Source organism: Aeromonas sp. FDAARGOS 1406, from assembly GCF_019048565.1.
Lineage (GTDB): Bacteria > Pseudomonadota > Gammaproteobacteria > Enterobacterales > Aeromonadaceae > Aeromonas > Aeromonas caviae.
In genome coordinates, this window is record NZ_CP077378.1 from 194,168 (window position 1) to 220,305 (window position 26,138).

Genomic DNA, 26,138 nt, shown 5'->3' on the forward strand with positions numbered 1-26,138 from the left:
TCAGCCCTCCGCCAGAATATGGCCAGCGGCTTGCCAGCCGGTGGCAACGGCCACGCCGGAGCCGGAACCTTCTTTAATGGGGTCATAGTGCGCCAGCACGCTGCCGGCGCCGTAGAGGTTGGTGAGGGGCCTGCCGCCGCGCAGCACCCGCAGCCGCTCGTCGGTCTTGACCCCGAAGCCCATGAAGGGGTGGTGGTCGAACAGGCGGCGGCCGGCCCAGGCGTCGCGCTCGGCAAGGCTCAGTACGTCGGCATCGAAGATGGGTTCACGAATGCCCCCGAGGCGCGACTCCAGCCCGCGGCTGAAGAAGCTGCCGGAGGCGAGCACGAAGTGGTCCGCCTCGAACAGCTGATCCTCCCCGTGCTGGCTGTGCACCCCGATCACCTTGTCGCCGTCATAGCGGGCGCCCAGCACCCGCTCGCTGGTGAGGAAGGTGCCGCCAAGGGTCATGACGCGGCGCTTGAGGGCCTCCTGCATTCGCATGCCGATGAGGGACGGCGGCATGGTGGCCACCTCCTTGATGGTGCAGCCGGTGCGCCGTTCCAGCTCGCTCAGACGCGGGCCGACCAGCCCCAGCGACAGGCAAGCGGGCAGCACGATATGGCGACAGCCGGGCACGCCGCATCCCTGCACCATGCGGCTGATCTCGCGGGCCAGATCCGCCAGCAGGTCCTGCTGGCCAGGCCCCTGCTTGTCGAACAGGCGGGCGATGTCGGCGGAGCGAAACTCGTGGGGATTGCGGCTGAACTGGGCGAGCTGGGGCAGGCGAATTTCCCCGGTCAGGATGCGGCTGTGGGCAAAACGGGCGTGGGTCGCGAGATTCGCCGCCGCGAGCGCCGGGTGAAAATCGCGAAACCCTTCCAGGGTGGCGAGCAGGATGACGTCCGGGGCGGGGGCATCGGTCATGCAGGCGCAAGTGTCGGGGGAGAGCCAGGTGGATTTCAGGGTGCCGATGGGGGTCAGCCGCTGGTGGTTGTGCTCCTGGCGCATCAAGGGTAGCCCCTCTTCTGCGCAGTGGCGTTGCAGGTCGGCCAGACTCCCCTCGATATTCTGCATCCCCACCTTGCTGTAAGGGTGATCCGGATGGGCCGCCATGAAGGCGGGCAGGGCGGCGCGGGGATCCCCGTCGCTCTCCAGCAGATCCACCGAGCCGGAGGAGAAGTGCAGGGCGCTCTGGCCGGAGGCCATCAGCAGGGTCTTCTGGCCCGCCTCGGCGAGGCGCAGGGCTGCGGAGAGGCCCGCCATGCCGCCGCCGATCACGATGCTGTCAAATTTCATGGCTGCGCTCCTTGGTGGAATTGGCGGTGCTGGCATCGAGCGGGAAGGGGGGCTCGCTCACCAGGTGGGGGGCCGTCCACTCGCCAAGGCCGAACAGCCCTTCGTAGATCCAGTAGGTAAATTCCGCTTCCCGCAGGGCATCGCCCCACAGCACCGGCCGGGTGCCCTTGTAGCGCTCCTCCAGGAACTGGCGCAGCATGACGCAGGCCTGACGACCGTCCGCCTTGCCGTACTCCTGCATCAGACCGGCGGCGCGATAGGCGCACAGCTCCCCCTGACAGGGGCCCATGCCGAGGCGGGTGCGGCGGCGCAAGTCCACCAGGTTGTCCACGTCGAGCTCCCGCAGGGCGTATTCAATCTCGCCCGCGGTCACCATCTCGCACTCGCAGATGAGGGCGTTGGCCTTGGGGTTGTCGCGGAAAAAGGCGATGACCCGCTCGCCGTGGCGGTACTGGGCCGAGCCTTCGGCGGGTACCGAGAGACCGGGGGCGGAGACCTTCTCCGGATCCCGCGAGCCGGGCAGGCTCAGCTCGGCGGTGCGGCAGGGCTTGCTGTTGCCAAGCTTTTTGGCAAGCAAGTCGGTGGCCCATTCGGCCATCAGCCGGTAGGTCATCAGCTTGCCGCCTGTGATGGTGTTGAAACCCTGGAGGCCATCTCGTTCGGCGTGATCCAGCAGCACGATGCCACGGCTGATGTTGCGGCCGGACTCGTCGCCATCCACTGCCACCAGAGGGCGAACGCCGGCGTAGGCGCGCAGCAATCGGGTGCGGGCCATGATGGGGGCCAGTTTTATCCCCTCGCGCAGCAGCACCTCCACCTCTTCGGGCTCGACGGTGAGCTGGTCAATCTTGTGGTAATCGATGCGACTCGACGTGGTGCCGATGAGGGAGATGGTATCGCCCGGCACCAGAATGTCCGCGTCCGCCGGTTTGCGGCAGCGGTTGAGCACCAGCTGGTTGAGGCGGTAATCCATGATGAGCAATGAGCCCTTGGCGGGGAACATGCGGATGCCGAGGTCGGCATACTCGCAGATCTGCTGGCCCCAGATGCCGGCGGCGTTGATCACCTCCTGGCACTCCACCTCGAACGCTTCGCCGGTGCGGGTGTTGATGGCCTTGACCCCGTGCACCCTATCCTGGGTGCGCAGCAGCCCCAGCACCTTGCTGTGAGTGAAGATGCGGGCGCCGTGCTCCTTGGCGTCCAGCACGTTGGCGGCAGCCAGACGGAAGGGGTCGACCGTGCCGTCCGGCACCTGGATGGCACCGATCAGCGCCGGGTTGACGTTGGGTTCAAGGCGCAGCGCCTCGGCGGGATCCAGCTGGCGGGCGTCGATGCCTGCCAGGGCGCAGGCGTCCATGAAGGTATTTTGAAAATGGATGTCATCTTCCGGCAGGGTGATGAAGAGGCCGCCGGTGTCCTCGACGCAGTGGCTGGCGATCCGCTTGAGGATGCGGTTCTCCTGAATGCATTCGCGGGCGGACTCCTGATCCGTCACCGCGTAGCGGGCGCCGGAGTGGAGCAGGCCATGGTTGCGGCCCGTGGTGCCGGCGGCGATGTCGTCCCGCTCAAGTAGGATGCAGTCGATGCCGCGCAGCGCGCAATCGCGCATGATGCCGGCGCCGGTGGCGCCCCCCCCTATGATGACGACTTGTGTGGTGATTCTTTTCATTCGTGCCCGTCTCATCTCTTCCAGATGAGGCCAGTGTGGCGCCTCCACGACGTAAAATGTTTGATATGGGCCAAATTAATGTTCGTAAACGCTCATTAAGTGTGAGGTGATGAGCGAAATGTGATGAACCTCACGTCACCGTCGAGGCAGGCAGGGGAAAGCATGACGGGAGGGGAGAAGGCCAGCCCGGGGGCTGGCCAGAGGGCGGCGTGGGGGAAACCTCAGCCGCAGCACTTCTTGAACTTCTTGCCGCTGCCACAGGGGCAGGGGTCGTTTCGCCCGACCCGCAGCGGCGCCGGATCCTGCTCGCCGTCGGTGTAGACCCAGCGCCCCTGATGGCGCACGAAGCGGGAGCGCTCATGAAGGCAGTGACGTTCGTCCCCCTCCAGGAACCAGGCCTTGAATTCCACCATGCCGAGGATGTCATCGGGGCCGCCCTGGCTGGCGAGGATCTCGAGGCCATCCCAGCGGGTGTCGGTCGATGAGAGGTCGGCCGCGGTCAGCCCGTTCAGATAGTCCGGGTGCCAGCTGTGTACCAGATATTCTCCCAATCCCAGCACGAAGGCGCTGTAGCGGGATCGCATCAGCTGCTCCGGGGTGGCGGCGGGCTGACCTGCGTGGAGTACACCGCAGCACTTGGCAAGAAAAAGAGAGGAACCGCAAGGACATAGGTTCATGAGTCAGCTCATCTGGTCGATAATTAAAGGTGGCGGGATTGTAGCGAACGCACTTCCCTTTCGGCCAGCTTCCCATGCCGTTTAGGCAGACATCATGCAGCAATGAACACAGCACAAAGGGTGACACCATGACACTTAAGCAGAAGATCCTGTTACTGGGGGCCATCCCCGTGCTGCTGATGGCCCTGGTGGTCAATCTCAGCAACTATCTGGTGGCCAGGAGCGATCTGGAGTCGGATCTGGTGGTGACGCGGGAGAGGGCAATCAAGGAGCGCAAGGCGCTGCTCAGCAGTTATCTGATGCTGGCCAAGACGGCCATCGAGGGCAGCTACGGCAAGCCTGACAGTCCCGAAGTGCGCCAGCAGGTGAAGGAGATATTGCGGCCGCTGCGCTATGGCAGCGACGGCTACTTCTTCGTCTATGACTATCAGGGCAATACCGTGCTGCTGCCGACCCGGCCCGAGATGGAGGGGAAGAACCGCTGGCAGGACAAGGATACCAAGGGTGCCTTCCTCATTCAGGGGATCATCAAGTCGGCGCGGGAAGGAGATGGTTTCTCGGAGTACTGGACCAACAAGCCCTCTGTCGGGCGGGATGCCCCCAAGCTCTCCTTCAACCTGGTGCTCGACAAATATCAGTGGGTCGTGGGCACGGGCTTCTACATCGACGACATCGACAATGAGCTGGCCACCCTGCGCAGCGAGCGGGAGGAGACCATGTATGGCTCCCTGAAAACCGGGGTGCTGTTCATCCTGGTGATCTTGGGGGTGACCCTGGCGGCCACGGTGGTGATCGGCAACCGGGTCACCCGCCCGCTGGCGGATGCGGTCGCCGCACTCAACGACATCGCCGACGGGGACGGGGATCTGACCCAGCGCCTCAAGGTGCAGAGCAAGGACGAGGTGGGGCAGCTGGCCGCCGCCTTCAACCGCTTCGTCGAGCGGATCCAGTCGGTGGTGAGCCAGGTGGGGGAGACCAGTCACCAGTTGCTGGGGGCCGTGGATCGGCTGCATAGCCTGAGCGAACATGCGGACAGACAGATGCAGGGCCACGGCAAGGAGACGGATCAGGTGGTGACAGCGGTGACCGAGATGAGCTCCACCGCCCAGGAGGTGGCGGCGAGCGCTTCCAACGCCGCCAGCGCCACCAGCGATGCGGCCCGCGAGTCCGATGCGGCCCGCGGCGTGGTGAACAGCGCCATCGGCAGCATCAACCGGCTGGTGGGCGAAGTGCATGTGGCGGCCGGGGTCATCGAGCAGCTCGCCCACGAGACCGGCAAGATAGGCTCCGTGGTGGAGGTCATTCGCGGCATCGCCGATCAGACCAACCTGCTGGCCCTCAACGCCGCCATCGAGGCGGCCCGGGCGGGCGAGCAGGGGCGCGGCTTTGCGGTGGTGGCGGACGAGGTGCGATCCCTCGCGGGCCGTACCCAGCAGAGCACCAAGGAGATCAACGAGATGCTCCAGCGCCTGCAGGGCGGAGTGAAACAGGCGGTGGAGGTGATGCAGGCCAGCGAGGCACGCAGCCAGGAGACGGTGCAGGAGGCGAGCCACATCGCCAGCTCCCTGGACAGCATGTTGGCGGCGGTCGGCACCATCAACGACATGAACATCCAGATCGCCACGGCCGCCGAGGAGCAGCACGCGGTCTCCGAGGAGATCAACAAGAACCTGGTGGCCATCCAGCAGATCGTCAGCGAGCTGACCGAGGCGTCCGGGGAGTCCAGCACCACCACCCGCGCCCTGGCAGGCACGGGTGACAAATTGCGCCAACTCGTCTCCCGCTTCCGTTACTAATCACATTTTTGCCGTCTGGACAGGATTTCCAGACGGCAAATTTGGGGATCGGCGCAGAATGTGTGAAAATCGCGCCATTCGTTCCTTTCGTTAGCCCCAACCCTATGAATGAGATCGTGAAAGGCAGTATCGATTTGATCCGTCAGCTCAACTACGGCCTGGTCTATGCCAGCCTGGAGGAGCACAAGGAGCTGTCCCGTACCGATCTGTCCCGTCTGACCGGCCTGTCGCCGGCCAGCATCACCAAGATCACCCGCGAGCTGCTGGACGGCGGCCTGGTGGTCACCTGCGGCGAGAGCTCGGTGGGGCGTGGTCGTCGCCAGACCCTGCTGCGCATCAACGAGCGCCGCTTCCAGTTTCTCTCCATGCGCCTGGGGCGCGGCTATGTGGACATGGCCCTGTTCGATCTCGCGGGTCACTCCCTGGCACGCCATCGCCATGTTTTCAACGAGGCGGAGCGTGCCGAGCTGCTGGCCAGCCTGGTGCGGGCCATCGAGGGCTTTTTGCCCAAGAAGGCGCTGCGTCTGGCCTGCATCGCCCTCTGCCTGCCCGGCCAGGTGGAGCGCCACTCCGGCATGGTCAAGCATTTTCCCTATTACGATCTGCGCAACTGGCCCCTCGGTCCCACCCTGCAGGAAGCCTTCTCGGTACCCGTGCTGGTGAGCGGCGACGTGCGCACCTGGATCCAGGCCGAGCGGGAGTGGGGCGCCGCCAGGAACTGCTCGGATGCGGTGCTGGTGTTCGTGCACAACGACATCGGGGTCGGCATGGTGGTCAATGGCCAGCTCATCGAGAGCGAGTCGGCTCTGCTCGGGGATCTCAGCCACCTGCAGCTCGAACCCTATGGCCAGCGCTGCTACTGCGGTGGCTTCGGCTGCGCCTGCACCCTCGTGACCAATCAGGCGCTGGAGGCGCAATATCGGGAGCTGCGCGAACGGATGCAGGAGTTCGATCTGCCCGAAAGCGTCACCATACGCGAGCTGTGCGAGCTGGCGCTGGCCGGCAACAGCCTGTGTCAGGACATCCTGCACCAGGCAGCAGGCCGCCTCTCCCGGGTCCTGGCGAACCTCATCTGCCTGCTCAATCCGGGCAAGCTGCTGCTCGGGGGGGAGATCACCCGGGCCGATCGACTGCTCTTCCCCATGTTGCACCAGTCCCTGGCAAGCCAGTTGCCCGCCGAGTACCTGGTGCGCCTGCAGATTGAATCCACCCACTTCTACGAAGATCCCACCAAACCCACCTCGGTGCAGGTGCACAAGGCCCTGCGCGATGGCAGTCTGCTGCTCGACTTGTTGCGAGGCGACAAGGAGGCATGAGGCTCGGGTTGCAAGGACGCTTCCTGCTCATTCTCTGTCTGGTCAGTCTGCTGCAACTGGTGTTGCTGAGCGGGGCCAGCTACTACTATGTCGCCGAGCAGCGCTACCGTGAGGTGGGGGATCAGGCCCTGGATGTGGCACGGCTGGTGGCGCGGGAGTCCGGCGTCATCGCCGGGGTGAAGCGGGCGGATACGGTCCGCCTCAATGCCCTGGTGGAGCGGATCCGCGCCGAGGTCGGGGCCAGCTACATCGTCATCGGGGACAGGCAGGCACGCCGCCTGGCGCACCCCAATGCGGACCGGATTGGCAAACCCATGGTGGGTGATGATCCCGAGCGTGCCCTGCAGGGGGAGGCCTATATCTCCAGGGCCCAGGGGTCCCTCGGGGTCTCGGTGCGCGGCAAGGGGCCCATCCGTGACGAGATGGGCAAGATCATCGGGGTGGTGTCGGTCGGCTATCTGGTGCGGGACATCGATGCGGATCTGCAGGACTATTTGCGCTTCGGCCTGGCCATGACCTTGCTCATCGTGCTGCTCAACAGTGTCGCCGCCGCCTGGCTGGCCCGGCGCTACAAGAAGGCGATTTTCGGCTTTGAACCCGAGCAGATGGGGCGTCTCTATGCGGAGCTAGACTGTACCCTGCGCACGGTGCGCGAGGGGATCCTCACCATCGACGAGCAAGGGCGCCTCACCTCTCTGAACCCCAACGGCATCAAGCTGCTGCGCCTGGACGACACCACTGCCCGGGCCGCCATTGGACAGCCCATCGGTCACCTGCTGCCGGGCAGTCGCATGCTCTCCATCCTGCAAGAGCAGACCCCCCAGTTTGACGAGGAGATCGTGCTCAACGGCCAGTCCCTCATCGTCAACCGGTTGCCGCTGGTGCGCGAGGGCAAGCTGATCGGCGCCGTGTCGAGTTTTCGGCGCAAGGACGAGCTGGCGGAACTCAGTGCCCAGCTCTCCCAGGTGCAGGCCTACAGCGATCTGCTGCGGGTGCAGACCCACGAGCACAACAACCAGCTCGGGACCATCGCCGGCCTCATTGAGCTCGGTGCCACCCGGGAGGCGCTCGCCTTCATCGGGCGGGAGGCGGCCACCGAGCAGACCCTGCTCGGCTTCCTGATGGGGGCCATCGCCAAACCCAAGGTGGCGGGGTTGCTGCTCGGCAAATACCACAGGGCACACGAGCTCGGTCTTGAGCTCGTGATCGATCCCGATGCCCGTCTGCACGACATTCCTGCCCGTGTCAGCGGTTCCCAGCTGGTAACGGTGCTGGGCAACCTCATCGACAACGCCTTCGAGGCGACCCGCCGCCACGGTGCGCCCTATCAGCCCATCCGGGTTTCCCTGAGCGATCTGGGGCAGGATCTGGTGCTGGAGGTGGAAGACGGGGCTGGCGGCATCGACCCGCAGTTGGCGGACAGGTTGTTCGAACAGGGGGTCAGTAGCAAGCCCGAGCCAGGACACGGTATCGGGCTCTCCCTGGTGCGCAAGACCCTGGATGCCCTGCAGGGGGAGATCACCATCGAAGCCACGACGCAGGGAAGTTGCGTCGTCTGTTACATTCCCAAGGAGGTGTGAGTGATCAAGATCCTGATCGTCGAGGATGATCCCGCCATTGCCGAGATCCACCGCCGCTTCGTGCAGCGCCTCGCCGGTTTCGAGGTGCTGGGGGTGGCGTTGACCCTGTTCGATGCCAGGGAGCAGATAGGGATCCTCCGGCCCGATCTGGTGCTGCTGGATGTCTGGTTGCCCGATGGAGAGGGGTTCTCGCTATTGAGAGAGCTGCGCCAGTCGGGGGCGAGTCTGGATGTGATCCTGCTCACCGCGGCGCGGGAAGCTGCAGCCCTGCAGGAGGCGATGCGCCTCGGGGTGGTGGATTTCATCTTGAAGCCCGTGGTGTTCGAGCGGCTGCGCGACACCCTGGAGAAGTACCGTCAGAGCATCGCCGCCCTGGCGGCGTTGGCCGACATCGACCAGCAGGCGGTGGATACCCTGTTCGGTACGCCGTTGCAGCAGGTGGCGGCAGAAGGACTGCCCAAGGGCATCGATGCTCTCACCCTGCAGCGGGTGCTGGCGGCCCTGACTCCGGTGGCCGCCAGTGCCGAGGAGATAGGCTGCCGGATAGGGGTGAGCCGGACCACGGCGCGCCGCTATCTGGAATTTCTGGTGGGGCAGCAACTGGCGAGCCCAGAGCTCGAATATGGCACCGTCGGGCGGCCGGAGCGGCGTTACCGCAAGCCGTGATCCGGTCGCCCGGAACCTGTCGTCCAGACAAGAAAAGAGCGCCTTTCGGCGCTCTTTTTGTCAGGGTTTGCTTCCCATGGGCATCAAGGTCTCTGCGCGTTATGGGCAGGGTTCAGAGGTGGCAGAGGCTCATCGATTCAGTGGTTGGTGGCAGGCTCCCCCTTGGGGGCCCGGCGAGCCTGCCACCACTGCCAGACGGGCAGCAGCAACATGGTCAGGGTGATCACCGTGAAGGCGAGGGTGATGGGGCGCTCCCACAGGAAGCTCAGGCTGCCGTCGTTGATCACCAGGGCCCGGCGCAGGTTGTCCTCCAGCATGCCCCCCAGGATGAAACCGAGCAGCATGGGGGCCATGGGGAAGGTGAGCAGGCGCAGGCCGATGGCGATCAGTGCAACGATGGCCATCACATGGATGTCCATGGTGTTGAAGGAGACCAGATAGACCCCGGTCAGGGAGAACAGCAGCACCATGGGGATGAGCACGGGGCGCGGCACCGCCAGTACCCGGGCCAGGTAGGGGATGAGGGGGAGGTTCAGGATCAACAGCACCACGTTGCCCAGATACATGGAGATGATCACCGACCAGAAGACGTCCGGATGCTCCATGAACAGACGTGGGCCCGGCTGGATGCCGTAGGCCACCAGGGCGCCCAGGATGAGGGCCGTGGTGCCGGAGCCCGGGATCCCCAGGGTCAGCAGGGGCACGAAGGAGCCGGTGGAGGCGGCGTTGTTGGCCGCTTCCGGGGCGGCCAGACCGCGCAGGCTGCCCTTGCCGAACTGCTCCTGGCGCTGTTTGCCGGCGATGTTGCGCTCGGCCCCATAGGCCATGAAGGCGGCGATGGTGGCGCCGGCTCCCGGCAGCACGCCGATGAGAAAGCCCAGCACCGAGGAGCGGGCGATGGGAGGCGCGATTTCCCTGACCTCTTCCTTGCTCAGCTTGAGGCTGCCGAGCTGCTGCATCTGCCTTGCCTCTTCCTCGCTGTTGTCCTTGCCGGGGCGCAGCACCGCCATCAGGATCTCCGCGAGGGCAAAGGTGGCCATGGCCAGCAGCAGGAAGGAGAAGCCGTCACGCAGATCCGGCAGCCCGAAGGTGAACCTGTCCACCCCGACGCTGCGGTCGATGCCGATGGTGGAGATCATGATGCCGAACAGCGCCATGATCAGCGCCTTGAGCACCTGCCCCTTGCCGGCAAAGGCTGCCACGGCGGAGAGGCCCAGCACCATGAGGGCGAAGTAGTCCGCCGACTGGAAGGAGAGGGAGACCTTGGCGAGCAGGGGCGCCGCCACCATCAGCATGATGGCGGAGAGGGTGCCGCCGGTGAAGGAGGCGTAGGCGGCGATGGCCAGCGCCTTGCCCGCCTGTCCCTTGCAGGCCAGGGGATAGCCGTCGAAGGCGGTGACCACGGTGGCGGAGCAGCCGGGGGCGTTGATCAGGATGGAGGAGGTGGAGCCCCCGAAGATGGCGCCGTAATAGACCCCCGCCATCAAGATGATGCCGGAGGCCGGATCCAGGCCATAGGTGATGGGGATCATCAGGGCGATGGCGGTGACCGGGCCAAGGCCCGGCAACATGCCGATAAAGGTGCCGATGAAGCAGCCAAGCACCACCATCATCAGGTTGACCGGCAGCAGTGCGGTGCCGAGTCCTTGCAAGATTCCGTCTAACATGGTGACTCCTTAGAAACCGAGCAGGGTGAACAGGCGACCCGGCTCCAGATAGACGTTGAGCCCCTTGGTGAGCAGGGCCCAGAAGCCGATGGAGAAGGGGACGCTGATCATCAGGCCGTAGCGCAGGCTGGGTTCACCGAGCACCCGGATGCCCACGCTCAGGAAGGCGATGGTCGAGAGCACGAAGCCAAACCAGGTGAGCCCCAGTCCGTAGATGACCATGAGCCCGAGCAGGATGAAGACCCGGCGCCAGTCCCCCTCTTCCCGGCGCAGGGGCTCGCCCCCGGGGAAGAGCACCAGCAGCAGGGAGAGCAGCGCCCCGATCCCGGCCAGGGCATAGGGCAGGGTGCTGGCGGTGAAGGGTTCGTATTCGTCGCCGGGGTAGCCCGGTATCTCGGTGGCGTAGTAGCCATAGGCGAGGGAGAGCAGCAGAAACAGCAGGCCCCCCAGTCGCTCCTTGGTAATGTTCATCTTTTGACTCCAACATGAGCGGCGGGCCTGCGCCCGCCTGCGATGGGACAGCGAGGGTTATTTGATGAAGCCGAGCTCGCGCATCAGGCCGCCGATCTGCTGCTCCTGGCCGTCAAGGAAGGCGGTGAACTCGGGACCTGACTGGTAGAGGTTGGTCCAGCTATTGCGGCTGCGGACCACTTCCCATTCCGGCTTGTCGTACATCTGCTTGAGCAGGGCGGCAAACTCGGCGGATTTCTTCGGGCTGATGGTGGGCGAGGCGAAGTAACCGCGCCAGTTGGCGAAGATGGTGGGGTTGTTCTGCTCGCTGAAGGTGGGGATCTGCTCCGCCCCCGGCAGGCGTTTGTCGGAAGTGACCCCGAGGATCCGCATCTGGCCCGACTTGACCGCTTCCATTGCCTCGCCAAAGCCGGTGGAGATGGCCTGGGTCTCTCCGGCCAGCACGGCGGCCATGGCGCTGCCACCGGCATCGTAGGCGACGTAGCGCAGCTTGCTGGCGTCGGCCCCGGCGTTCTTGAAGGTCAGGGCGGCGACCAGGTGATCCAGGCTGCCACGGGCGGAACCCCCGGCAATCTTCACCTTGGCCGGGTTCTCCTCGTAGGCGGCCAGCAGCTGGGCCCAGTTCTGATAGGGGGAGTCAGCCTTCACCGCCAGCGCCTGGTAGTCGGCGATGATGGCGGCCACCGGCGTCAGATCACGGAAGGACTGGGGCAGCTCCTTGGAGAGGGATTTGACGATGATGGGGGTGGAGTTGACCATCAGAGTCTTGTCGGACTGGGCCGAGGTCTCGATGAGGTGGGCGATGGCCTTGGCGCCGCCACCGGCGGACATGTTCTGGTAGGAGACGGTCTTGACCAGACCGGACTTGGCCAGCACTTCACCGGTGCCGCGGGCCGTGGTATCCCAGCCGCCGCCAGCGCCGCCCGGGATCAGGAAGTGGACTTCGTTGATCTGGGCGTGGGCGCCGACGCTCAGTGCGAGCAGACTACCGATCAGGGTACGCTTGAAGGTTCCTTGCAACATGGTGCTCTCCTTGTGATTGTTGCAAGAAGGTTAATTAATCATGTCTGACTGGAAAACAATCTGACCGTAATGGCTATTAAGGCTGTTGTGGCCATTGTGTTCATTCTGGTCATGGGCCGAAGAGGGGGGCGCGTATAGAAACGAGGCGCCCGTGAGCGCCTCGTCCGGCAAGGATCACTGGGTCGGTTTCGCCGCCGATGTGCTGATGTTCTCCTTCGCCTCCTGTTTCAGGGCATCGCTCGCCTGCTGGCGCAGAGCCACCTGCTCCATCACCAGCTTGTAGGCGATGTAGTACTTGTAGATGTTGCCCACATAGGTGACCGTCTCGGGGCCGATTTTCTCTGCCGCCACGTACTCGACATTGTGGAACCAGACGTTGGGATCCAGCCCCCGTTTCCTGGCCTCGGCACGGAGCCTGGCTACCCGGGCGGGGCCGGCATTGTAGGAGGCGAACGAGAAGAGGGCCTTGTCGAGGGCGGTCATGGGCTCGTCCGCATAGTAGTGATCGATCATCCAGCGCATGTATTTGACGCCCCCGTGAATATTGGGCTCGAGCTGGCGGATGTCGCCGACCTTCAGCCCCTTGCCGGTGGCGGGCATGATCTGCATGATGCCGATGGCGCCCACATGGCTACGGGCATGATGGTTGAGGGCGGACTCCTGGTAGCCCTGGGCCGCCATCAGCAGCCAGTCCATGTCATAGCGTTCGCCATATTCACGGAACAGCTCGACCACCTGCAGGAATTTCTTGCGCTCCGCCTCGGCGGCGGCGCTTTTGACGAACTTGTTCTGCTTGAGATAACGGGCCAGGATCTCATCCCCCGTCGCCTTGCCGCGCAGCGCCTTGATCTGCTCGTTGAGCATGGCGAGCAACTGGGGGCTCTCCTTGCGCACCGCCCAGGCGATGACGCCCCCTTCCCGGAACACGGGGGCGTCGTGAATGGTGATCCCGGGGAAAATCTTTTGCCAGAAGCGGGCCTTGTGCTCGTCCATGACGATGAAGGGGAGCAGGCCTGCGTTCACCATCTCCACCAGATCTTCATCTTCGAGTACCTCCGAGGCGGGTTGGAGGTCGATGAGGGGCTCTCCCGCCGACTTGCGGGCCTGGTTGTAGGCCATGAGGCTCTCGTAGTAGCTGGAGGAGGGGCGCACGAAGACGCGCTGGCCCCCGAGATCGGCGGCGCTTTCCACCTTGGGGGAGAGGGGGCCGGAGACGAGCAGCTCCCGCACGTTTTCAAGCAGGGGATCGGTGAAGGCGATACCCTGCTTCTTGCGCTTGTCCGTGATGGTGAGATTGGCGGCGGCGATGTCGCCTTTGCCCTCGATGAGGGAGCTCAGCAGCGCTTCCCGGGCCACGGGAATGAAGACGAAGTGCACCTTGAGGTGGCGCTTGATCGCCTTTTGCTTGCGCAACTGTTCGTTGAGACGCTTTTCCACCTGCATGAAGGCATCGTAGGTGACGCCCCGCTGCACGCCCTTGGTGATGAAGAACCCCGTCTTGTTGTAGGTGGTGAGCACTCGGATGGTGCGCTGCTCCAGCATGACGTCGAGATCTCCCAGCCTGGGTCTGGCAAGCTCGTCCCCCTCAAAGCTCAGGGCGCTTTTCTCCGTCTCTGCCTCGGGGGCCACCTGCTTGCCGGATTCGGCCCCCCAGGCTGGCGTCAGGGAGCAGAACCACCAGATCACGACCATCCATGCGCGTTTCATCACTTACACCTCGCTCGTTTTATTGAGTGTAAGTGGCGCCTTGTGGGTGATTTAGCTTATTGGGTTTGATAGAGATGGCCCCATAGCACGATTTCCACTATTCCATCCAGGAGTGCCCGCCCATGAAAAAAGGAGCCCCGAGGCTCCTCTTTTTCTGCGTGTTGCGGGCCCGTTTGGCTAGAACCAGAAGCCGATGATGAAGGAGCCCGCCAGGGTCAGCATGACGTTGGCCACCGCATAGGTGCCGGCATAGCCGAGCGCCGGGATGGAGCTGTTGGCCGCTTCGTTCACCACGTCCATGGCCGGGGCGCAGGTACGTGCGCCCGTGATGGCGCCGAGCAGCAGGGCTGGGTTCATTTTGAGCACCCAGACACCGAACAGGTAGCCTACCAGCACCGGCAAGGTGGTCACCAGCATGCCGGAGAAGAGCACCACCATCCCCACTTCGCTCAGGTGATCAAGGATGCCGCCCCCCGCCTTGAGGCCGGTACTCACCATGAAGACAGCGAGCCCGAGATCCTTGGCAAGGCGCAGGGCCCCCGGCGGCACATAGCCCACCGTGGGGTGGTTGGCCCGCAGGTAGCCCATCAGGATCCCCGCCAGCAGCAGGCCGACGGCATTGCCGAGGCCGAACTCTATCTGGCCGAACACCAGGGAGACGGAGCCGATGAGCAGCCCCAGCACGAAGAAGGTGGCAAAGGCCACCAGATCCGTGGTCTGGCTGTGGATGCTGATGAAGCCGATCTTGTTGGCCAGCAGCTTGACCCGCTGCTTCTCGCCGCTGATCTGCAGCACGTCACCCTTTTGCAGCATGATATTGCGATCGAACGGCATCTCGATCTGGGAGCGCACCACCCGGTTCAGGAAGCACCCCTTCTCGGTGAGGTTGAGCTCCACCAGGTGGCGACCCACCACGGCATCGTTCTTCACCACGATCTCTTCGGTGACGATCTGGAGGTCAAGCAGGTTGCGATCGAACACCTCTTTGCCGTTGCGGTAGTTGACGTCGAGCTTCTCGTGGCTCTCGGGGTAGCCCACCAGAGCTATCTCGTCCCCTTCCTGAATGACGGCATCACCGTCGGGGCTCGCCAGGATGCCGTTGCGGCGAATGCGCTCCACATAGCAGCCGGTGTGGGGATAGATGCCGGTCTCCCGCAGGGTACGCCCCCCGATCCAGGCGGCGAGCTCTGGGCCGACCCGATAGGCGCGGATGATGGGCAGATAGGTCTTGCGGCTCTCGCTGTCGGACAGCCCCCGCTCGCGCGCAATCTTCTGCGCTTCGGTATTGAGATCCAGCCTGGCCAGGGAGGGGAGGTAGCGCACCACCAGCATCAGCCCCACCAGCCCCACCAGGTAGGTCAGGGCGTAGCCGATGCCCATGTTGTCCAGCACCGACTGCATGTCGGTCTGGTGGGGCAGGTTGAGCAATCCGCTTCGCAGGGCGTCCTGCGCCCCCACCAGGGCCGGCGTGGAGGTGAGGGAACCTGCCAGAATGCCGGCGGCCATGCCGGGCCCCAGATTAAAGAACTTGGCGAGCCCCACGGTCAGCAGCAGGGCCGACAGCAGGATCACCAGGGTCAGGGTGATGTAGTGGATGCCGTCGCGAAGGAAGACGCTGAAAAAGTGCGGCCCCGCTTCAATTCCCACACAGAAGATGAACAGCATGAAGCCGACGTTTTCAGTGGAGGTGGAAAACTGGAATCCCATCTGGCCAAACAGCAGGGCGGTGAAGAGCACGCCTATGGTGTTGCCTATCTGGAAGTTGCCGATGCGTACCTTGCCCAGCAGCAGCCCGAAGGCTAGTACCACGAACAGCAGCAGGGAGTCGCTTTGATGTAGCAGTGTCACGAAATCTATGGTCATGCCCGGAAAAACCGAGGATAAAAGTGAGGCCGATATTGTGCCGGATCCTGTATCAAGAAAGAAGCGCCAAAGCGGATTAACAGCCAGTTAAGTGCTGGTCTCTTCGATGAAGATAGGGATGCGAGGGGGGGGCTGGGGAAAACACCTCTATTTTACGCTGCAAGGCCCGCTGTCAATGAGTGAAATATGCTGTCGAGCAGAGAGGGGATGACGCTCCTGTGGACAATTTATTACCTGCTGCATGGGGAGCAAACGGGCATGTTTTTCAGCATTTTCCACTGAGGAAATTGAAGGGTAACAAAAGAGACTCATGACTCATCCGGCGAGGGCTGACCCGCAGGACGCGGCATAGCGAAAAAAAATCCCCCACAGGCAGCACCGCGAGTCGATTCATCCCATTTAGGGGGGAAGGGAAAAACAGCAGAAAATGGGGAAGAGCGGGGGCAGCCATCGCAAACCGGGGACAATGGCTGCCAGCCCAGATGAACCGTGGCTTTGGTCAAGTTACCCACAGAAACTGTGGATAACCCTGTTTATGAAACTTGGCGATCAGGCTGAAAGCCGCGCCAATACTGGGCTGCAAGGACTGTTCAAAAAATACCTGCAATAAATTGTTTCTATAAAAATCAAATAGTTATACGCAGCAGAACAAAACGCTGCTGGTCAGTAACGGGAGATCAAAAGGGAGTCAGGCCGCAGGGGAGGGCTTGTGCATTAAAATTGGAAGAGGAAAGCACTAAAGTGGATAACTTGCACCGAGATGGTGAGGAATTGGCTCCCCCGACTGGACTTGAACCAGTGACATACGGATTAACAGTCCGCCGTTCTACCGACTGAACTACGGGGGAACATCAGGCAAGGAGGTGCATCATACAGAGGTCGTATTTCAGGGTCAATAGCCATCAGGGAGGGTGAGCGGATACCCAGCTCCTTCAACTCGGGGTACACTGCTCCCTTGCCGTTTTTTGCCGGGAGTCGTCATGAGCAAGTTATTCCAGTTGGCCAGCCAGTTTCAACCCGCCGGGGATCAGCCGAGGGCCATCGCCCAGCTGCTCGATGGCATCGAGTCGGGACTGGCCCACCAGACCCTGCTCGGGGTGACCGGTTCGGGCAAGACCTTTACCATGGCCAACGTCATCGCGACTCTTAATCGGCCCACCATGATCCTGGCCCCCAACAAGACCCTGGCGGCCCAGCTCTATGGGGAGATGAAGGAGTTCTTCCCCGACAACGCGGTGGAGTATTTCGTCTCTTATTACGATTACTACCAGCCCGAAGCCTATGTGCCGACCACGGACACCTTCATCGAGAAGGATGCCTCCATCAACGATCACATCGAGCAGATGCGGCTGTCAGCCACCAAGGCGCTGCTGGAGCGGCGCGACGTGGTGATCGTCGCCTCGGTATCGGCCATCTATGGTCTGGGGGATCCCCAGGCCTACCTCAGCATGATGCTGCACCTCAAAGTGGGGGACGTGATCAATCAGCGGGATATCCTGCGCCGCCTCGCCGAACTGCAGTACACCCGCAACGACATGGCCTTCCAGCGCGGCACCTTCCGGGTGCGGGGGGAGGTGATCGACATCTACCCCGCCGAATCGGACAAGCTGGCCCTGCGGGTGGAGCTGTTTGATGAAGAGGTAGAACGCCTCTCCCTGTTCGATCCCTTGACCGGCGCCATCGAGCAGACGGTGGTGCGTTACACCATCTACCCCAAGACCCACTACGCCACCCCGCGGGAGACCATTCTGGGTGCCATCGAGCACATCAAGGAGGAGCTCAAGGGGCGGCGCGAGCAGCTGATGAACCTCAACAAGCTGGTGGAGGAGCAGCGCATCAGCCAACGCACCCAGTTCGACATGGAGATGATGCAGGAGCTGGGTTACTGCTCCGGTATAGAGAACTACAGCCGCTACCTCTCCGGCCGCGCACCGGGTGAGCCGCCGCCCACCCTGTTTGACTACCTGCCGGGGGACGGCCTGCTCATCATCGACGAATCCCACGTCACGGTGCCGCAGATCGGCGCCATGTTCAAAGGGGACAGATCCCGCAAGGAGACCCTGGTGGAGTACGGCTTCCGCCTTCCCTCGGCGCTGGACAACCGGCCCCTCAAGTTCGACGAGTTCGAGGCGCTGATGCCCCAGACGGTGTTCGTCTCGGCGACCCCCGGCCCCTACGAGCTGGAGAAGTCAGGCGGTGACGTGGTGCAGCAGGTGGTGCGTCCCACCGGCCTGCTCGATCCTGAGGTGGAAGTGCGGCCGGTCAGCACCCAGGTGGACGATCTGCTCTCCGAGATCCGCAAGCGGGTGGCGGTGGAGGAGCGGGTGCTGGTCACGACACTGACCAAGCGGATGGCGGAGGACTTGACCGAATACCTGGCGGATCACGAGGTACGGGTGCGCTATCTGCACTCGGATATTGATACCGTGGAGCGGGTGGAAATCATCCGCGACCTGCGCCTTGGCAAGTTCGACGTCTTGGTGGGCATCAACCTGCTGCGCGAAGGACTCGACATGCCGGAAGTCTCCCTGGTGGCCATTCTGGATGCGGATAAAGAGGGCTTCCTGCGTTCCACCCGCTCCCTCATCCAGACCATCGGCCGGGCAGCGCGCAACCTCAACGGCAAGGTGATCCTTTACGGGGATACCATCACCAACTCCATGAAGGTTGCGATCGAAGAGACCGAGCGGCGCCGCGCCCTGCAACACGCCCACAACCTGGAACACGGCATCGTGCCGAAGGGGCTCAACAAGGCCATCGGCGATGTGATGGACATGGGGGGCAGCCGCACGGCGGGCAAGGCGGGCAAGGGGAGTCGCAAGGCTGCCGAACCGCAAGGGGAGTACCATGCCCGCTCTGCCAGCGAGATCAGCAAGGAGATCAAGCGGATGGAAGAGCAGATGTTCCAGCATGCGCGGGATCTGGAGTTCGAACAGGCGGCGGCGCTGCGGGATCAGATCCAGCGGCTGCGCGGCGAGCTGATCGAGTCATGAGCACCAGACGCTGGCTCATCTGGCGGCGTTTGCGCCGCCTCTATCAAGGCTTTCGCCACCCAGGCACGCCCTGGTGGGCGAAGGGGCTGGTGATCCTTATTCTGCTCTATGGCATCAGCCCGGTGGACGTTGTCCCCGATGTGGTGCCTCTCCTTGGCTGGCTCGACGACGCTACCTTGTTGCTGCTCCTCTTGTGGGGCTGGGAGAAATGCTTGCCCGGCGAGGTGCTGGCCGCTCTGGACAAGGCCGAGTGAGCAGAAGCCTACGTTCAGGGAGAGGGGAAAAGAAGGGGGGACTGAATGACTCCCTTCATGGGATTCGAAAAAGGGGACCATGGGGAGATTGTGAGCCAGGTCTCATTGGCGTAGACTCCACGCCGTTCACTTCATGGGTACCAAAAAATGGATCTGATCCTCTTTGCCATCGACTTTATTCTGCACGTTGACGTGCATCTGAAAGAGCTGTTCGAGAACTATGGCGTCTGGGTATACGCCATCCTGTTTCTCATCATCTTCTGTGAAACCGGGCTGGTGGTGACTCCCTTCCTGCCGGGGGACTCCCTGTTGTTTGCTGCAGGTGCCCTCACCGTGGGCAGCGTGTTGGACGTGCACACCCTAGCCGCCGTGCTGATCATCGCCGCGGTGCTCGGCAACGTGGTGAACTACACCATAGGCCACTTCTTCGGTGAGCAGCTGTTTCGCAACCCCGATTCCAAAATCTTTCGCCGGGACTATCTGGTCAAGACCCATGCCTTCTATGCCAAGCATGGCGGCAAGACCATCATCATCACCCGCTTCCTGCCCATAGTGCGCACCTTCGCCCCCTTCGTGGCGGGCATGGGGGCCATGACCTATCCCCGCTTCCTGGCGTTCAACCTGGTGGGGGGGCTCTTGTGGGTGCTCTCCTTCGTCTATGCCGGCCACTTCTTTGGCAATCTGCCGGTAGTGCGCCACAACTTTACCCTGCTCATCTTCGGCATCATCGCGGTCTCCTTGTTGCCCATGGTGATCGGCATGGTGAAGGCCAGGAGAAGTGCCAGCAAGGCTACCTCCGAAGGCGCGTGACATCGCCGTGCACGACATGAAAGAAGGGAGCCGATGGCTCCCTTCTTGTTGGTAGGCCGAGTGGCAGGTCGCTGCTGCGCCCTTTGACCCGCTTGTGGCCTGTTACGATGATGCACACCCGCAGGCAGCCACTTCATTGGCAGAACAGGGAGAAGGAGATCCGGCCCTCTGGGCATGGGGTCGTGAGGCGATAAAGAGGAAATAAAAAGGGAGCCATGGGCTCCCTTCTTAGGGTCGAGTGACGAACTAGTTGCAGCAGCGCCCTTTTATCAGGTTGCCAGCAGCCACGATGACGAACACCAGCAGATAGGCGGCAAAGATGACCACGAGCCACTGCGGCATGGAGAAACCGAGGAACTGCCAGCTGATCTCGCTGCAGTCGCCGTCCGGGTAGAACATCCAGGGAACCCACTTATCCAGTGGTGCCCAGGCAGGGAAGTCAACAAATCCCTCGCATACGTTGAAGGGGGAGGGGTTCATCTGGTAATCCACATGCTTGAGCGCCAGTTTCAGGCCCCAGAAGGCGCTGTAACCCCACAGGAGCATGGCACTCCAGCGCAGGTACCAGCGCTCTGGCGCGACCATGCCGAGGAGGCCGGCCGTGAGTACGCCGAGGAGGGCGATACGTTCATAAATGCACATCACGCAAGGGTGCAAACCCAACACGTGCTGGAAGAAGAGGGCGCAGAGTTCCAGCGCGAAAGCGGAGGCTGCCAGCAATCCCCAGGCCAGACGATGACTGGCAATGCGGCGAAGATACTCGATCATATGATTGATCTCTCAGAGAAAAATAGTGGCTGAATTAGAGCAGAGCCCCATCTGAAAAGAAAGGGGCCGAACAGCCCCTTTCATGATCAGTGTGTGGACGGGGTGGGCAGTGGCAGTGCCCCATGATCCAGCAACCACCCTGCCTGATAGAACCATTCGGTTGCAGGACCGAGGAGCAGTTCCACGGAGAAAAAGCCGACAAGCCCCAGCACCAGGGTATAGGGCAGCGCCATCCAGACCATACGGCCATAAGAGAGGCGCAGCAGGGGAGCGAGGGCCGAGGTGAGCATGAACAGGAATGCGGCCTGGCCATTGGGGGTGGCGACCGACGGCAGGTTGGTGCCCGTGTTGATGGCCACGGCCAGCAGATCAAAATGCTCCCGGTTGATGGCGCCGTTGATCAGGGCGGTCTTCACCTCGTTGATGTAGACGGTGCCGACGAAGACGTTGTCACTGACCATGGAGAGCAGACCGTTTGCTAGGTAGAAGAGGGCAAGCTGATCCTCCGGCTTGGCCGCCAGTACCCACTGGATCACCGGCTTGAACAGCTGTTGATCGATGATGACCGCCACCACGCTGAAAAAGACGGTGAGCAGGGCGGTGAATGGCAAAGCCTCCTGGAATGCCTTGCCAAGCGCGTGTTCTTCAGTCACGCCGGTGAACGCCGTCGCGAGCACGATGACCGTCAGGCCGATCAGCCCAACTGCAGCCAGATGGAGGGCAAGACCCGTGATAAGCCAGGTGGCAATCAGCGCCTGGACGATCAGCTTGGCCTTGTCCTGCGGGGTACGTTGTGCGTCTTCGTCGCGCTCGTAGGATTCCATGATGTGACGCACGGGCTCGGGCAAGCGGGCGCCATAACCGAACCAGCGGAATTTTTCGACCAGGATGCAGGTCAGCAGGCCGCAGATGAAGACCGGAATGGTGACTGGTGCCATGCGAATGGCAAATTCACCGAAGTGCCACCCGGCCTGTTCACCGATGATGAGGTTCTGGGGTTCGCCGACCAGGGTGCAGACGCCCCCCAGGGCGGTACCGATGGCGGCGTGCATCATCAGGCTGCGCAGGAAAGCACGAAACTCGTTCAGATGCTGGCGGGAGAGCTCGTCAATCTCTTCGTCATCATGATGCAGATTGCCGGACTCATCCCGGGAGGCCACCTTGTGGTAGATGGCGTAGAAGCCGGTGGCGACGCTGATGACCACGGCGATCACGGTCAGGGCATCAAGGAACGCGGAGAGGAAGGCAGACACCAGGCAGAAGGCGAGAGAAAGCAACGTTTTGGAGTGGATGCGCACCAGCATCTTGGTAAAGACGTAGAGCAGCAACTGCTTCATGAAGTAGATGCCGGCCACCATGAAGACCAGCAGCAGAAGCACTTCGATATTGGCCACCAGCTCATGCTTTATCTGGTTGGCGGAGGTCATGCCGATGAGCACGGCTTCGATGGCCAGGAGTCCGCCCGGTTGCAGCGGATAGCACTTGAGGGCCATGGCCAGGGTGAAAATGAACTCGACAACCAGCAGCCAGCCGGCCAGGAAGGGATCAACGTAGAAAATGACCGGGTTGATCAGCAGGAATAGAACGATGGCAATTTTGTACCATCGCGGAGCATTGCCCAAAAAGTTCTTTGTAAACGCGCGCCCTAGGCTGATTGGCATAATGATGGTTCTCTGTTCTGTTGTTGATATCTGCGTCTATGCAGTCGAGCCCGACCCGAGCCGAACATCCGGATATTCACCTGTATCAGATTGATTGCACATGATTTTAATCAAGGGAGCGATAACTATAAATAAGCTCGCCGAACTTGCCCAGCGAGCAAACGCTTATATCCCCATCATTTGGTGTTGGTTGACTCCCCACTTGTTGCTGTATACATATTTTTAACAAAAAGATCGGGGTAATGTGAGCAGAGGACCGACCTTCTGCTTGCCAGCATGACCGGCTTTGCTATTATTCGGGGGCCTTTTTACGCACTACAACAGAGTCATTACATGGTCATTAAAGCGCAAAGCCCTGCCGGGTTTGCCGAGGAATACATCATCGAGTCCATCTGGAACAATCGCTTTCCTCCTGGATCCATTCTGCCGGCGGAGCGCGAGCTGTCCGAATTGATCGGCGTGACTCGCACTACCTTGCGTGAAGTGTTGCAGCGCCTTGCCCGTGATGGCTGGCTCACCATCCAGCATGGCAAACCGACCAAGGTCAACAATTTCTGGGAAACCTCCGGTCTCAACATTCTGGAGACACTGGCACGTCTCGATCAGGACAAGGTGCCGGATCTGGTGGCACAGCTGCTCTCCGCCCGGACCAACATCTGCACCATCTTCATCCGTGGCGCCATTCGCAACAACCCGGAACAGGCCGCCGAGATCTTGCGGGGTGCCGATGATGTGGAGAACACGGCCGAGGCCTATGCGGACTTCGACTACCGTTTGCATCACCAGCTTTCATTTGCCTCGGGCAACCCCATCTATGCCTTGATTCTCAACGGTTTCAAGGGCTTGTATAGCCGGGTTGGCCGCTACTACTTCTCGGACAAACAGGCGCGGGAAACCGCAGATGCCTACTACAAGACGCTGCGCAAGCTGGCCGAAACCAAGGATCACGAAGCCGTGTTCATGACGGTACGCCAGTACGGCATCGAGTCTGGCAAGCTTTGGACCCGTCTGCGTCAGGACATGCCAAGCAACCTGTGTGACAACTGATTGCCCTGATCCAAGAAAAACGCGCCTGATGGCGCGTTTTTTTATGGTTCTTCGCGGGATCCTGGGAAAGTGGAAGTTGACAGACAGGGTGCTGGTAAACTGGTTGTCGCCAAACACACCACCACCATCACCCTGCTGTCGCCGTGCATCATATTGATATTGCCTCCTTCTGGCCAGGTTATACCGTCATCGCCCAAGCGCTTTCTGCCAACCATCACACCCTGTTTACCCTTGAGCCTCGCGCCGACTTCTTGCCCCGTTGTCGCCGATGCCTGCAACCCACGCCATTGATCCACGACCAACGTATCCGCCGGGTGCGTGAGCGAGACCTATTTGACCGACAAGTCTGGTTACAACTGCCTGTTCGCCGCGTCGACTGTCTGCGCTGTGGTCGCGTCAGTGAACATATCGACTGGCTCCCCTCTGGCTCCCGCCTCACCCGGCGCATGCAGTGCTGGATTGAAGCGCTCGTTCAGTACCTCCCCATCCGCCATGTCAGCCAGCTCACCGGGGTCGGTTGGCACACCATCAAGGAGATCGACAAGCGCCGTTTGCAGACCAGTGTGGGCACCATCGAACTTGGGGAGGTGCGGCGGCTGGTGATGGATGAGTTTGCCCTGCACAAGGGACACCGCTATGCCACCGTGATCATGGATGCCGAGCGAACCCGCGTCCTGTGGGTGGGGCACGGCAACAGTCGGGCCGCTATCCGTCCCTTCTTCGAGCAGCTCGGCGAGCGATGCCAGCAGATTGAGGCGGTGGCGATGGACATGAACACGGCGTTCGACCTGGAGGTGAAGCAACACTGCCCGCAGGCGGAGGTGGTCTACGACCTGTTCCACGTGGTGGCTCGCTATGGCCGAGAGGTGGTGGACCGGGTGCGAGTGGAGCAGGCGAATGCACTGAAAAGCGATAAACCGGCGCGAAAAGTGGTCAAAAGTGCGCGTTGGTTGCTGCTACGTAATCGGGCGAAGCTGAGTGAAAAACAGGATGTGAAGTTGCAGGAGCTGTTGGCGGCGAATCAACCGCTGGCGATGGTGTACGTGCTGAAAGAGGCGTTGAAGGGCATCTGGTATGCGCCGAGCGTGTGGGAAGGATGGCGACGATGGCGGAGCTGGATGCGGCAGGTGAAGGAAAGCGGGCTAGCGCCGCTGCAACGATTTGGTCGAAATTTATCGAAATATATGCGGGGGATCCTGGCGAGTGCAAACTACCCGATGCACACGAGTGTGCTGGAAGGGGTGAACAACAAGATCAAAGTGATAAAGCGCATGGCATATGGATTTAGGGACTCAGAATACTTTTTTCTGAAAATCAAGGCGGCCTTCCCCGGAAAGCCGCGATGAACCTTTTTTATGCCCGGCACTGACGTCAGGTCATGCTCTTGCGGTCCGGACAACGGCCGATGATATCTGCGGATAGCTCGCCATTGTCCTGCTCCAGCACCACATCGAAGCCCCACAGCTGATGCAGATGCTTGAGCACCTCGTGGCGTGACTCGCCAAGGGGGATGCGGTTGTGGGGAACATAGCGCAGGGTCAGGGAGCGATCGCCTTTCACTGCCACGTTGTAGACCTGAATGTTGGGCTCCAGGTTGCTCAGGTTGTATTGAGCGGACAGGGTGCTACGCACCAGTCGGTAGCCCTCTTCATTGTGAATGGCGGACACCTTGAGGTAGTTCTTCAGATCGTCGTCATCGATGGCAAAGAGCTTCATGTCGCGCATCACCTTGGGACTGAGGAACTGGCTGATGAAGCTTTCGTCCTTGAAGTTCTGCATGGCGAAATGCAATGTCTCGACCCAGTTGGTGCCAGCGTAATCGGGGAACCAGTATCTGTCCTCCTCGGTCGGGTGTTCGCAGATGCGACGCAGGTCCGTGAACATGGCAAAGCCAAGGGCGTAGGGGTTGATCCCCGAGTAATACCGGCTGTTGTAGGGGGGCTGATAGACCACGTTGGTGTGGCTGTGCAGTACCTCCAGCATGAAGCGATCGCTGATTTTTCCCTCGTCATAGAGGTGGTTGAGAATGGTGTAGTGCCAGAAGGTGGCCCAGCCCTCGTTCATCACCTGCGTCTGCTTCTGCGGGTAGAAGTACTGACTGATCTTGCGCACGATACGCACCACCTCGCGCTGCCAGGGCTCGAGCAGGGGGGCATTCTTTTCGATGAAATAGAGGATGTTCTCCTGAGGCTCGGCAGGATAGCGCCTGTCTTCCACCCCGGCAATCTTGTGCTGCTTGGGCAGGGTACGCCACAGCTCATTGACCTGGGTTTGCAGATAATCTTCCCGCGCCTTCTGGCGCCGTTTCTCCTCGGCCAGAGAAATCTTCTGGGGCCGCTTGTAACGATCCACCCCGAAGTTCATCAGGGCATGACAGGAGTCAAGCAGTTTCTCCACCGCATCGATGCCGTGTTTTTCCTCGCACTCGGTGATGTAGTTCTTGGCAAACAACAGGTAGTCGATGATGGAGGAGGCATCGGTCCAGGCCTTGAACAGATAGTTGTTCTTGAAGAAGGAGTTGTGACCATAGCAGGCGTGGGCCATGACCAGCGCCTGCATCGGCATGGTGTTCTCTTCCATCAGATAGGCGATGCAGGGGTCCGAGTTGATGACGATCTCGTAGGCCAGTCCCATTTGGCCGCGCTTGTAGTTGCGCTCGGTGTGGATAAAGCGCTTGCCGAATGACCAGTGTTGATAACCGATGGGCATGCCGACACTGGAGTAGGCATCCATCATCTGCTCTGCAGTGATCACCTCGATCTGGTTGGGATAGGTGTCGAGCCGATAGAATTTGGCGACCCGGGCTATCTCCTGGTGATAAAGCTCCAGCAGATCGAAGTTCCAGTCAGGACCATCGTCCAGCGGCGCTATCTTTCTTGCGGTTTCTACCAT

Annotated in this window: 20 protein-coding genes and 1 tRNA gene; 9 read left to right on the forward strand and 12 right to left on the reverse strand. The window is 61.7% G+C overall.

Features of this window, described 5'->3' with window-relative positions; all coding sequences use genetic code 11:
• From glpB to I6L36_RS00940, 3 genes are all read right to left on the reverse strand, one after another.
• Window positions 1-1,278 (reverse strand): glycerol-3-phosphate dehydrogenase subunit GlpB, encoded by a 1,278-nt coding sequence (gene glpB, locus I6L36_RS00930; protein ID WP_201972408.1) that lies wholly within the window; start codon window positions 1,276-1,278, stop codon window positions 1-3.
• On the reverse strand, window positions 1,268-2,947 hold the full coding sequence (glpA, locus tag I6L36_RS00935; RefSeq protein WP_041215061.1) for an anaerobic glycerol-3-phosphate dehydrogenase subunit A: 1,680 nt from the start codon (window positions 2,945-2,947) through the stop codon (window positions 1,268-1,270). The genes glpB and glpA overlap by 11 nt, the downstream gene beginning before the upstream one ends.
• Before the next feature lie 221 nt (window positions 2,948-3,168).
• Entirely contained in the window at window positions 3,169-3,624 is a 456-nt protein-coding gene (locus I6L36_RS00940; protein ID WP_109111836.1) for a YchJ family protein, read from the reverse strand.
• A 128-nt stretch (window positions 3,625-3,752) separates the two neighbouring features.
• On the opposite strand from I6L36_RS00940, the gene I6L36_RS00945 reads away from it, so the two are divergent.
• The 4 genes from I6L36_RS00945 (at window position 3,753) to I6L36_RS00960 (ending at window position 8,982) form a co-directional block, all read left to right on the forward strand.
• The gene (locus I6L36_RS00945) at window positions 3,753-5,420 is read left to right on the forward strand and encodes a methyl-accepting chemotaxis protein (protein ID WP_216986942.1); all 1,668 of its coding nucleotides are present in this window, start codon (window positions 3,753-3,755) and stop codon (window positions 5,418-5,420) included.
• Between the two features lie 104 nt (window positions 5,421-5,524).
• Complete coding sequence (locus I6L36_RS00950) at window positions 5,525-6,736, forward strand: ROK family transcriptional regulator (protein ID WP_029314606.1); 1,212 nt, start codon at window positions 5,525-5,527, stop codon at window positions 6,734-6,736.
• Window positions 6,733-8,316 carry a sensor histidine kinase gene (locus I6L36_RS00955; RefSeq protein ID WP_052815431.1) on the forward strand — a complete coding sequence of 528 codons (1,584 nt, stop codon included), beginning with the start codon at window positions 6,733-6,735 and terminating at the stop codon, window positions 8,314-8,316. Before I6L36_RS00950 ends, I6L36_RS00955 begins: the two co-directional genes overlap by 4 nt.
• Window positions 8,317-8,982: a response regulator gene (locus I6L36_RS00960; RefSeq protein ID WP_119197647.1), complete on the forward strand. Its 666-nt coding sequence runs from the start codon at window positions 8,317-8,319 to the stop codon at window positions 8,980-8,982. It abuts the gene before it with no gap.
• Between the two features lie 137 nt (window positions 8,983-9,119).
• Here I6L36_RS00960 and I6L36_RS00965 read toward each other — a convergent pair whose 3' ends face one another.
• From I6L36_RS00965 to I6L36_RS00990, 6 genes are all read right to left on the reverse strand, one after another.
• Window positions 9,120-10,649: a tripartite tricarboxylate transporter permease gene (locus I6L36_RS00965; RefSeq protein ID WP_119197648.1), complete on the reverse strand. Its 1,530-nt coding sequence runs from the start codon at window positions 10,647-10,649 to the stop codon at window positions 9,120-9,122.
• A gap of 9 nt (window positions 10,650-10,658) precedes the next feature.
• A complete protein-coding gene (locus I6L36_RS00970; protein ID WP_005300329.1) occupies window positions 10,659-11,120 on the reverse strand; it encodes a tripartite tricarboxylate transporter TctB family protein in 462 nt (153 codons plus the stop codon).
• Between the two features lie 57 nt (window positions 11,121-11,177).
• Window positions 11,178-12,143: a tripartite tricarboxylate transporter substrate binding protein gene (locus I6L36_RS00975; protein ID WP_201972406.1), complete on the reverse strand. Its 966-nt coding sequence runs from the start codon at window positions 12,141-12,143 to the stop codon at window positions 11,178-11,180.
• A gap of 174 nt (window positions 12,144-12,317) precedes the next feature.
• Entirely contained in the window at window positions 12,318-13,850 is a 1,533-nt protein-coding gene (locus I6L36_RS00980) for a lytic transglycosylase F (protein ID WP_109111841.1), read from the reverse strand.
• Between the two features lie 177 nt (window positions 13,851-14,027).
• Window positions 14,028-15,713, reverse strand: coding sequence for an aspartate:alanine antiporter (locus tag I6L36_RS00985; protein WP_029314601.1), 1,686 nt, complete (start codon window positions 15,711-15,713; stop codon window positions 14,028-14,030).
• Between the two features lie 772 nt (window positions 15,714-16,485).
• Window positions 16,486-16,561: transfer RNA gene (locus I6L36_RS00990), tRNA-Asn, on the reverse strand.
• 132 nt (window positions 16,562-16,693) lie between these two features.
• Between I6L36_RS00990 and uvrB the strand changes: the two genes are divergently transcribed.
• The 3 genes from uvrB to I6L36_RS01005 all read left to right on the forward strand — a co-directional run bounded on the left by uvrB (window position 16,694) and on the right by I6L36_RS01005 (window position 19,770).
• Entirely contained in the window at window positions 16,694-18,706 is a 2,013-nt protein-coding gene (gene uvrB / locus I6L36_RS00995; protein ID WP_052814371.1) for an excinuclease ABC subunit UvrB, read from the forward strand.
• On the forward strand, window positions 18,703-18,960 hold the full coding sequence (locus tag I6L36_RS01000; protein WP_041215068.1) for a DUF1232 domain-containing protein: 258 nt from the start codon (window positions 18,703-18,705) through the stop codon (window positions 18,958-18,960). Before uvrB ends, I6L36_RS01000 begins: the two co-directional genes overlap by 4 nt.
• A 147-nt stretch (window positions 18,961-19,107) precedes the next feature.
• Entirely contained in the window at window positions 19,108-19,770 is a 663-nt protein-coding gene (locus tag I6L36_RS01005) for a DedA family protein (protein ID WP_010674909.1), read from the forward strand.
• A gap of 246 nt (window positions 19,771-20,016) precedes the next feature.
• On the opposite strand, the gene dsbB is transcribed toward I6L36_RS01005, so the two are convergent.
• A complete protein-coding gene (gene dsbB / locus I6L36_RS01010; RefSeq protein WP_010674908.1) occupies window positions 20,017-20,538 on the reverse strand; it encodes a disulfide bond formation protein DsbB in 522 nt (173 codons plus the stop codon).
• Between the two features lie 86 nt (window positions 20,539-20,624).
• On the reverse strand, window positions 20,625-22,199 hold the full coding sequence (gene nhaB / locus I6L36_RS01015; RefSeq protein ID WP_052814370.1) for a Na(+)/H(+) antiporter NhaB: 1,575 nt from the start codon (window positions 22,197-22,199) through the stop codon (window positions 20,625-20,627).
• Window positions 22,200-22,532: 333 nt separating this feature from the next.
• On the opposite strand from nhaB, the gene fadR reads away from it, so the two are divergent.
• The gene (gene fadR, locus I6L36_RS01020) at window positions 22,533-23,246 is read left to right on the forward strand and encodes a fatty acid metabolism transcriptional regulator FadR (protein WP_010674906.1); all 714 of its coding nucleotides are present in this window, start codon (window positions 22,533-22,535) and stop codon (window positions 23,244-23,246) included.
• Between the two features lie 143 nt (window positions 23,247-23,389).
• Entirely contained in the window at window positions 23,390-24,592 is a 1,203-nt protein-coding gene (locus I6L36_RS01025; protein WP_081843999.1) for an ISL3-like element ISAeme19 family transposase, read from the forward strand.
• A gap of 25 nt (window positions 24,593-24,617) precedes the next feature.
• Here I6L36_RS01025 and I6L36_RS01030 read toward each other — a convergent pair whose 3' ends face one another.
• Window positions 24,618-26,138, reverse strand: coding sequence for a SpoVR family protein (locus I6L36_RS01030; RefSeq protein WP_039040868.1), 1,521 nt, complete (start codon window positions 26,136-26,138; stop codon window positions 24,618-24,620).

What these genes read in the sequence shown, in the direction of transcription:
- I6L36_RS00965 (WP_119197648.1), bottom strand. Translation starts at nt 10,649, where the DNA reads ATGTTAGACGGAATCTTGCAAGGACTCGGCACCGCACTGCTGCCGGTC.
- dsbB (WP_010674908.1), bottom strand. Translation starts at nt 20,538, where the DNA reads ATGATCGAGTATCTTCGCCGCATTGCCAGTCATCGTCTGGCCTGGGGA.
- I6L36_RS00985 (WP_029314601.1), bottom strand. Translation starts at nt 15,713, where the DNA reads ATGACCATAGATTTCGTGACACTGCTACATCAAAGCGACTCCCTGCTG.
- I6L36_RS01030 (WP_039040868.1), bottom strand. Translation starts at nt 26,138, where the DNA reads ATGGTAGAAACCGCAAGAAAGATAGCGCCGCTGGACGATGGTCCTGAC.
- glpB (WP_201972408.1), bottom strand. Translation starts at nt 1,278, where the DNA reads ATGAAATTTGACAGCATCGTGATCGGCGGCGGCATGGCGGGCCTCTCC.
- fadR (WP_010674906.1), top strand. Translation starts at nt 22,533, where the DNA reads ATGGTCATTAAAGCGCAAAGCCCTGCCGGGTTTGCCGAGGAATACATC.
- I6L36_RS00955 (WP_052815431.1), top strand. Translation starts at nt 6,733, where the DNA reads ATGAGGCTCGGGTTGCAAGGACGCTTCCTGCTCATTCTCTGTCTGGTC.
- I6L36_RS00950 (WP_029314606.1), top strand. Translation starts at nt 5,525, where the DNA reads ATGAATGAGATCGTGAAAGGCAGTATCGATTTGATCCGTCAGCTCAAC.
- I6L36_RS00945 (WP_216986942.1), top strand. Translation starts at nt 3,753, where the DNA reads ATGACACTTAAGCAGAAGATCCTGTTACTGGGGGCCATCCCCGTGCTG.
- I6L36_RS01005 (WP_010674909.1), top strand. Translation starts at nt 19,108, where the DNA reads ATGGATCTGATCCTCTTTGCCATCGACTTTATTCTGCACGTTGACGTG.
- I6L36_RS00940 (WP_109111836.1), bottom strand. Translation starts at nt 3,624, where the DNA reads ATGAACCTATGTCCTTGCGGTTCCTCTCTTTTTCTTGCCAAGTGCTGC.
- glpA (WP_041215061.1), bottom strand. Translation starts at nt 2,947, where the DNA reads ATGAAAAGAATCACCACACAAGTCGTCATCATAGGGGGGGGCGCCACC.
- I6L36_RS00970 (WP_005300329.1), bottom strand. Translation starts at nt 11,120, where the DNA reads ATGAACATTACCAAGGAGCGACTGGGGGGCCTGCTGTTTCTGCTGCTC.
- I6L36_RS00980 (WP_109111841.1), bottom strand. Translation starts at nt 13,850, where the DNA reads ATGAAACGCGCATGGATGGTCGTGATCTGGTGGTTCTGCTCCCTGACG.
- I6L36_RS00975 (WP_201972406.1), bottom strand. Translation starts at nt 12,143, where the DNA reads ATGTTGCAAGGAACCTTCAAGCGTACCCTGATCGGTAGTCTGCTCGCA.
- I6L36_RS01000 (WP_041215068.1), top strand. Translation starts at nt 18,703, where the DNA reads ATGAGCACCAGACGCTGGCTCATCTGGCGGCGTTTGCGCCGCCTCTAT.
- uvrB (WP_052814371.1), top strand. Translation starts at nt 16,694, where the DNA reads ATGAGCAAGTTATTCCAGTTGGCCAGCCAGTTTCAACCCGCCGGGGAT.
- nhaB (WP_052814370.1), bottom strand. Translation starts at nt 22,199, where the DNA reads ATGCCAATCAGCCTAGGGCGCGCGTTTACAAAGAACTTTTTGGGCAAT.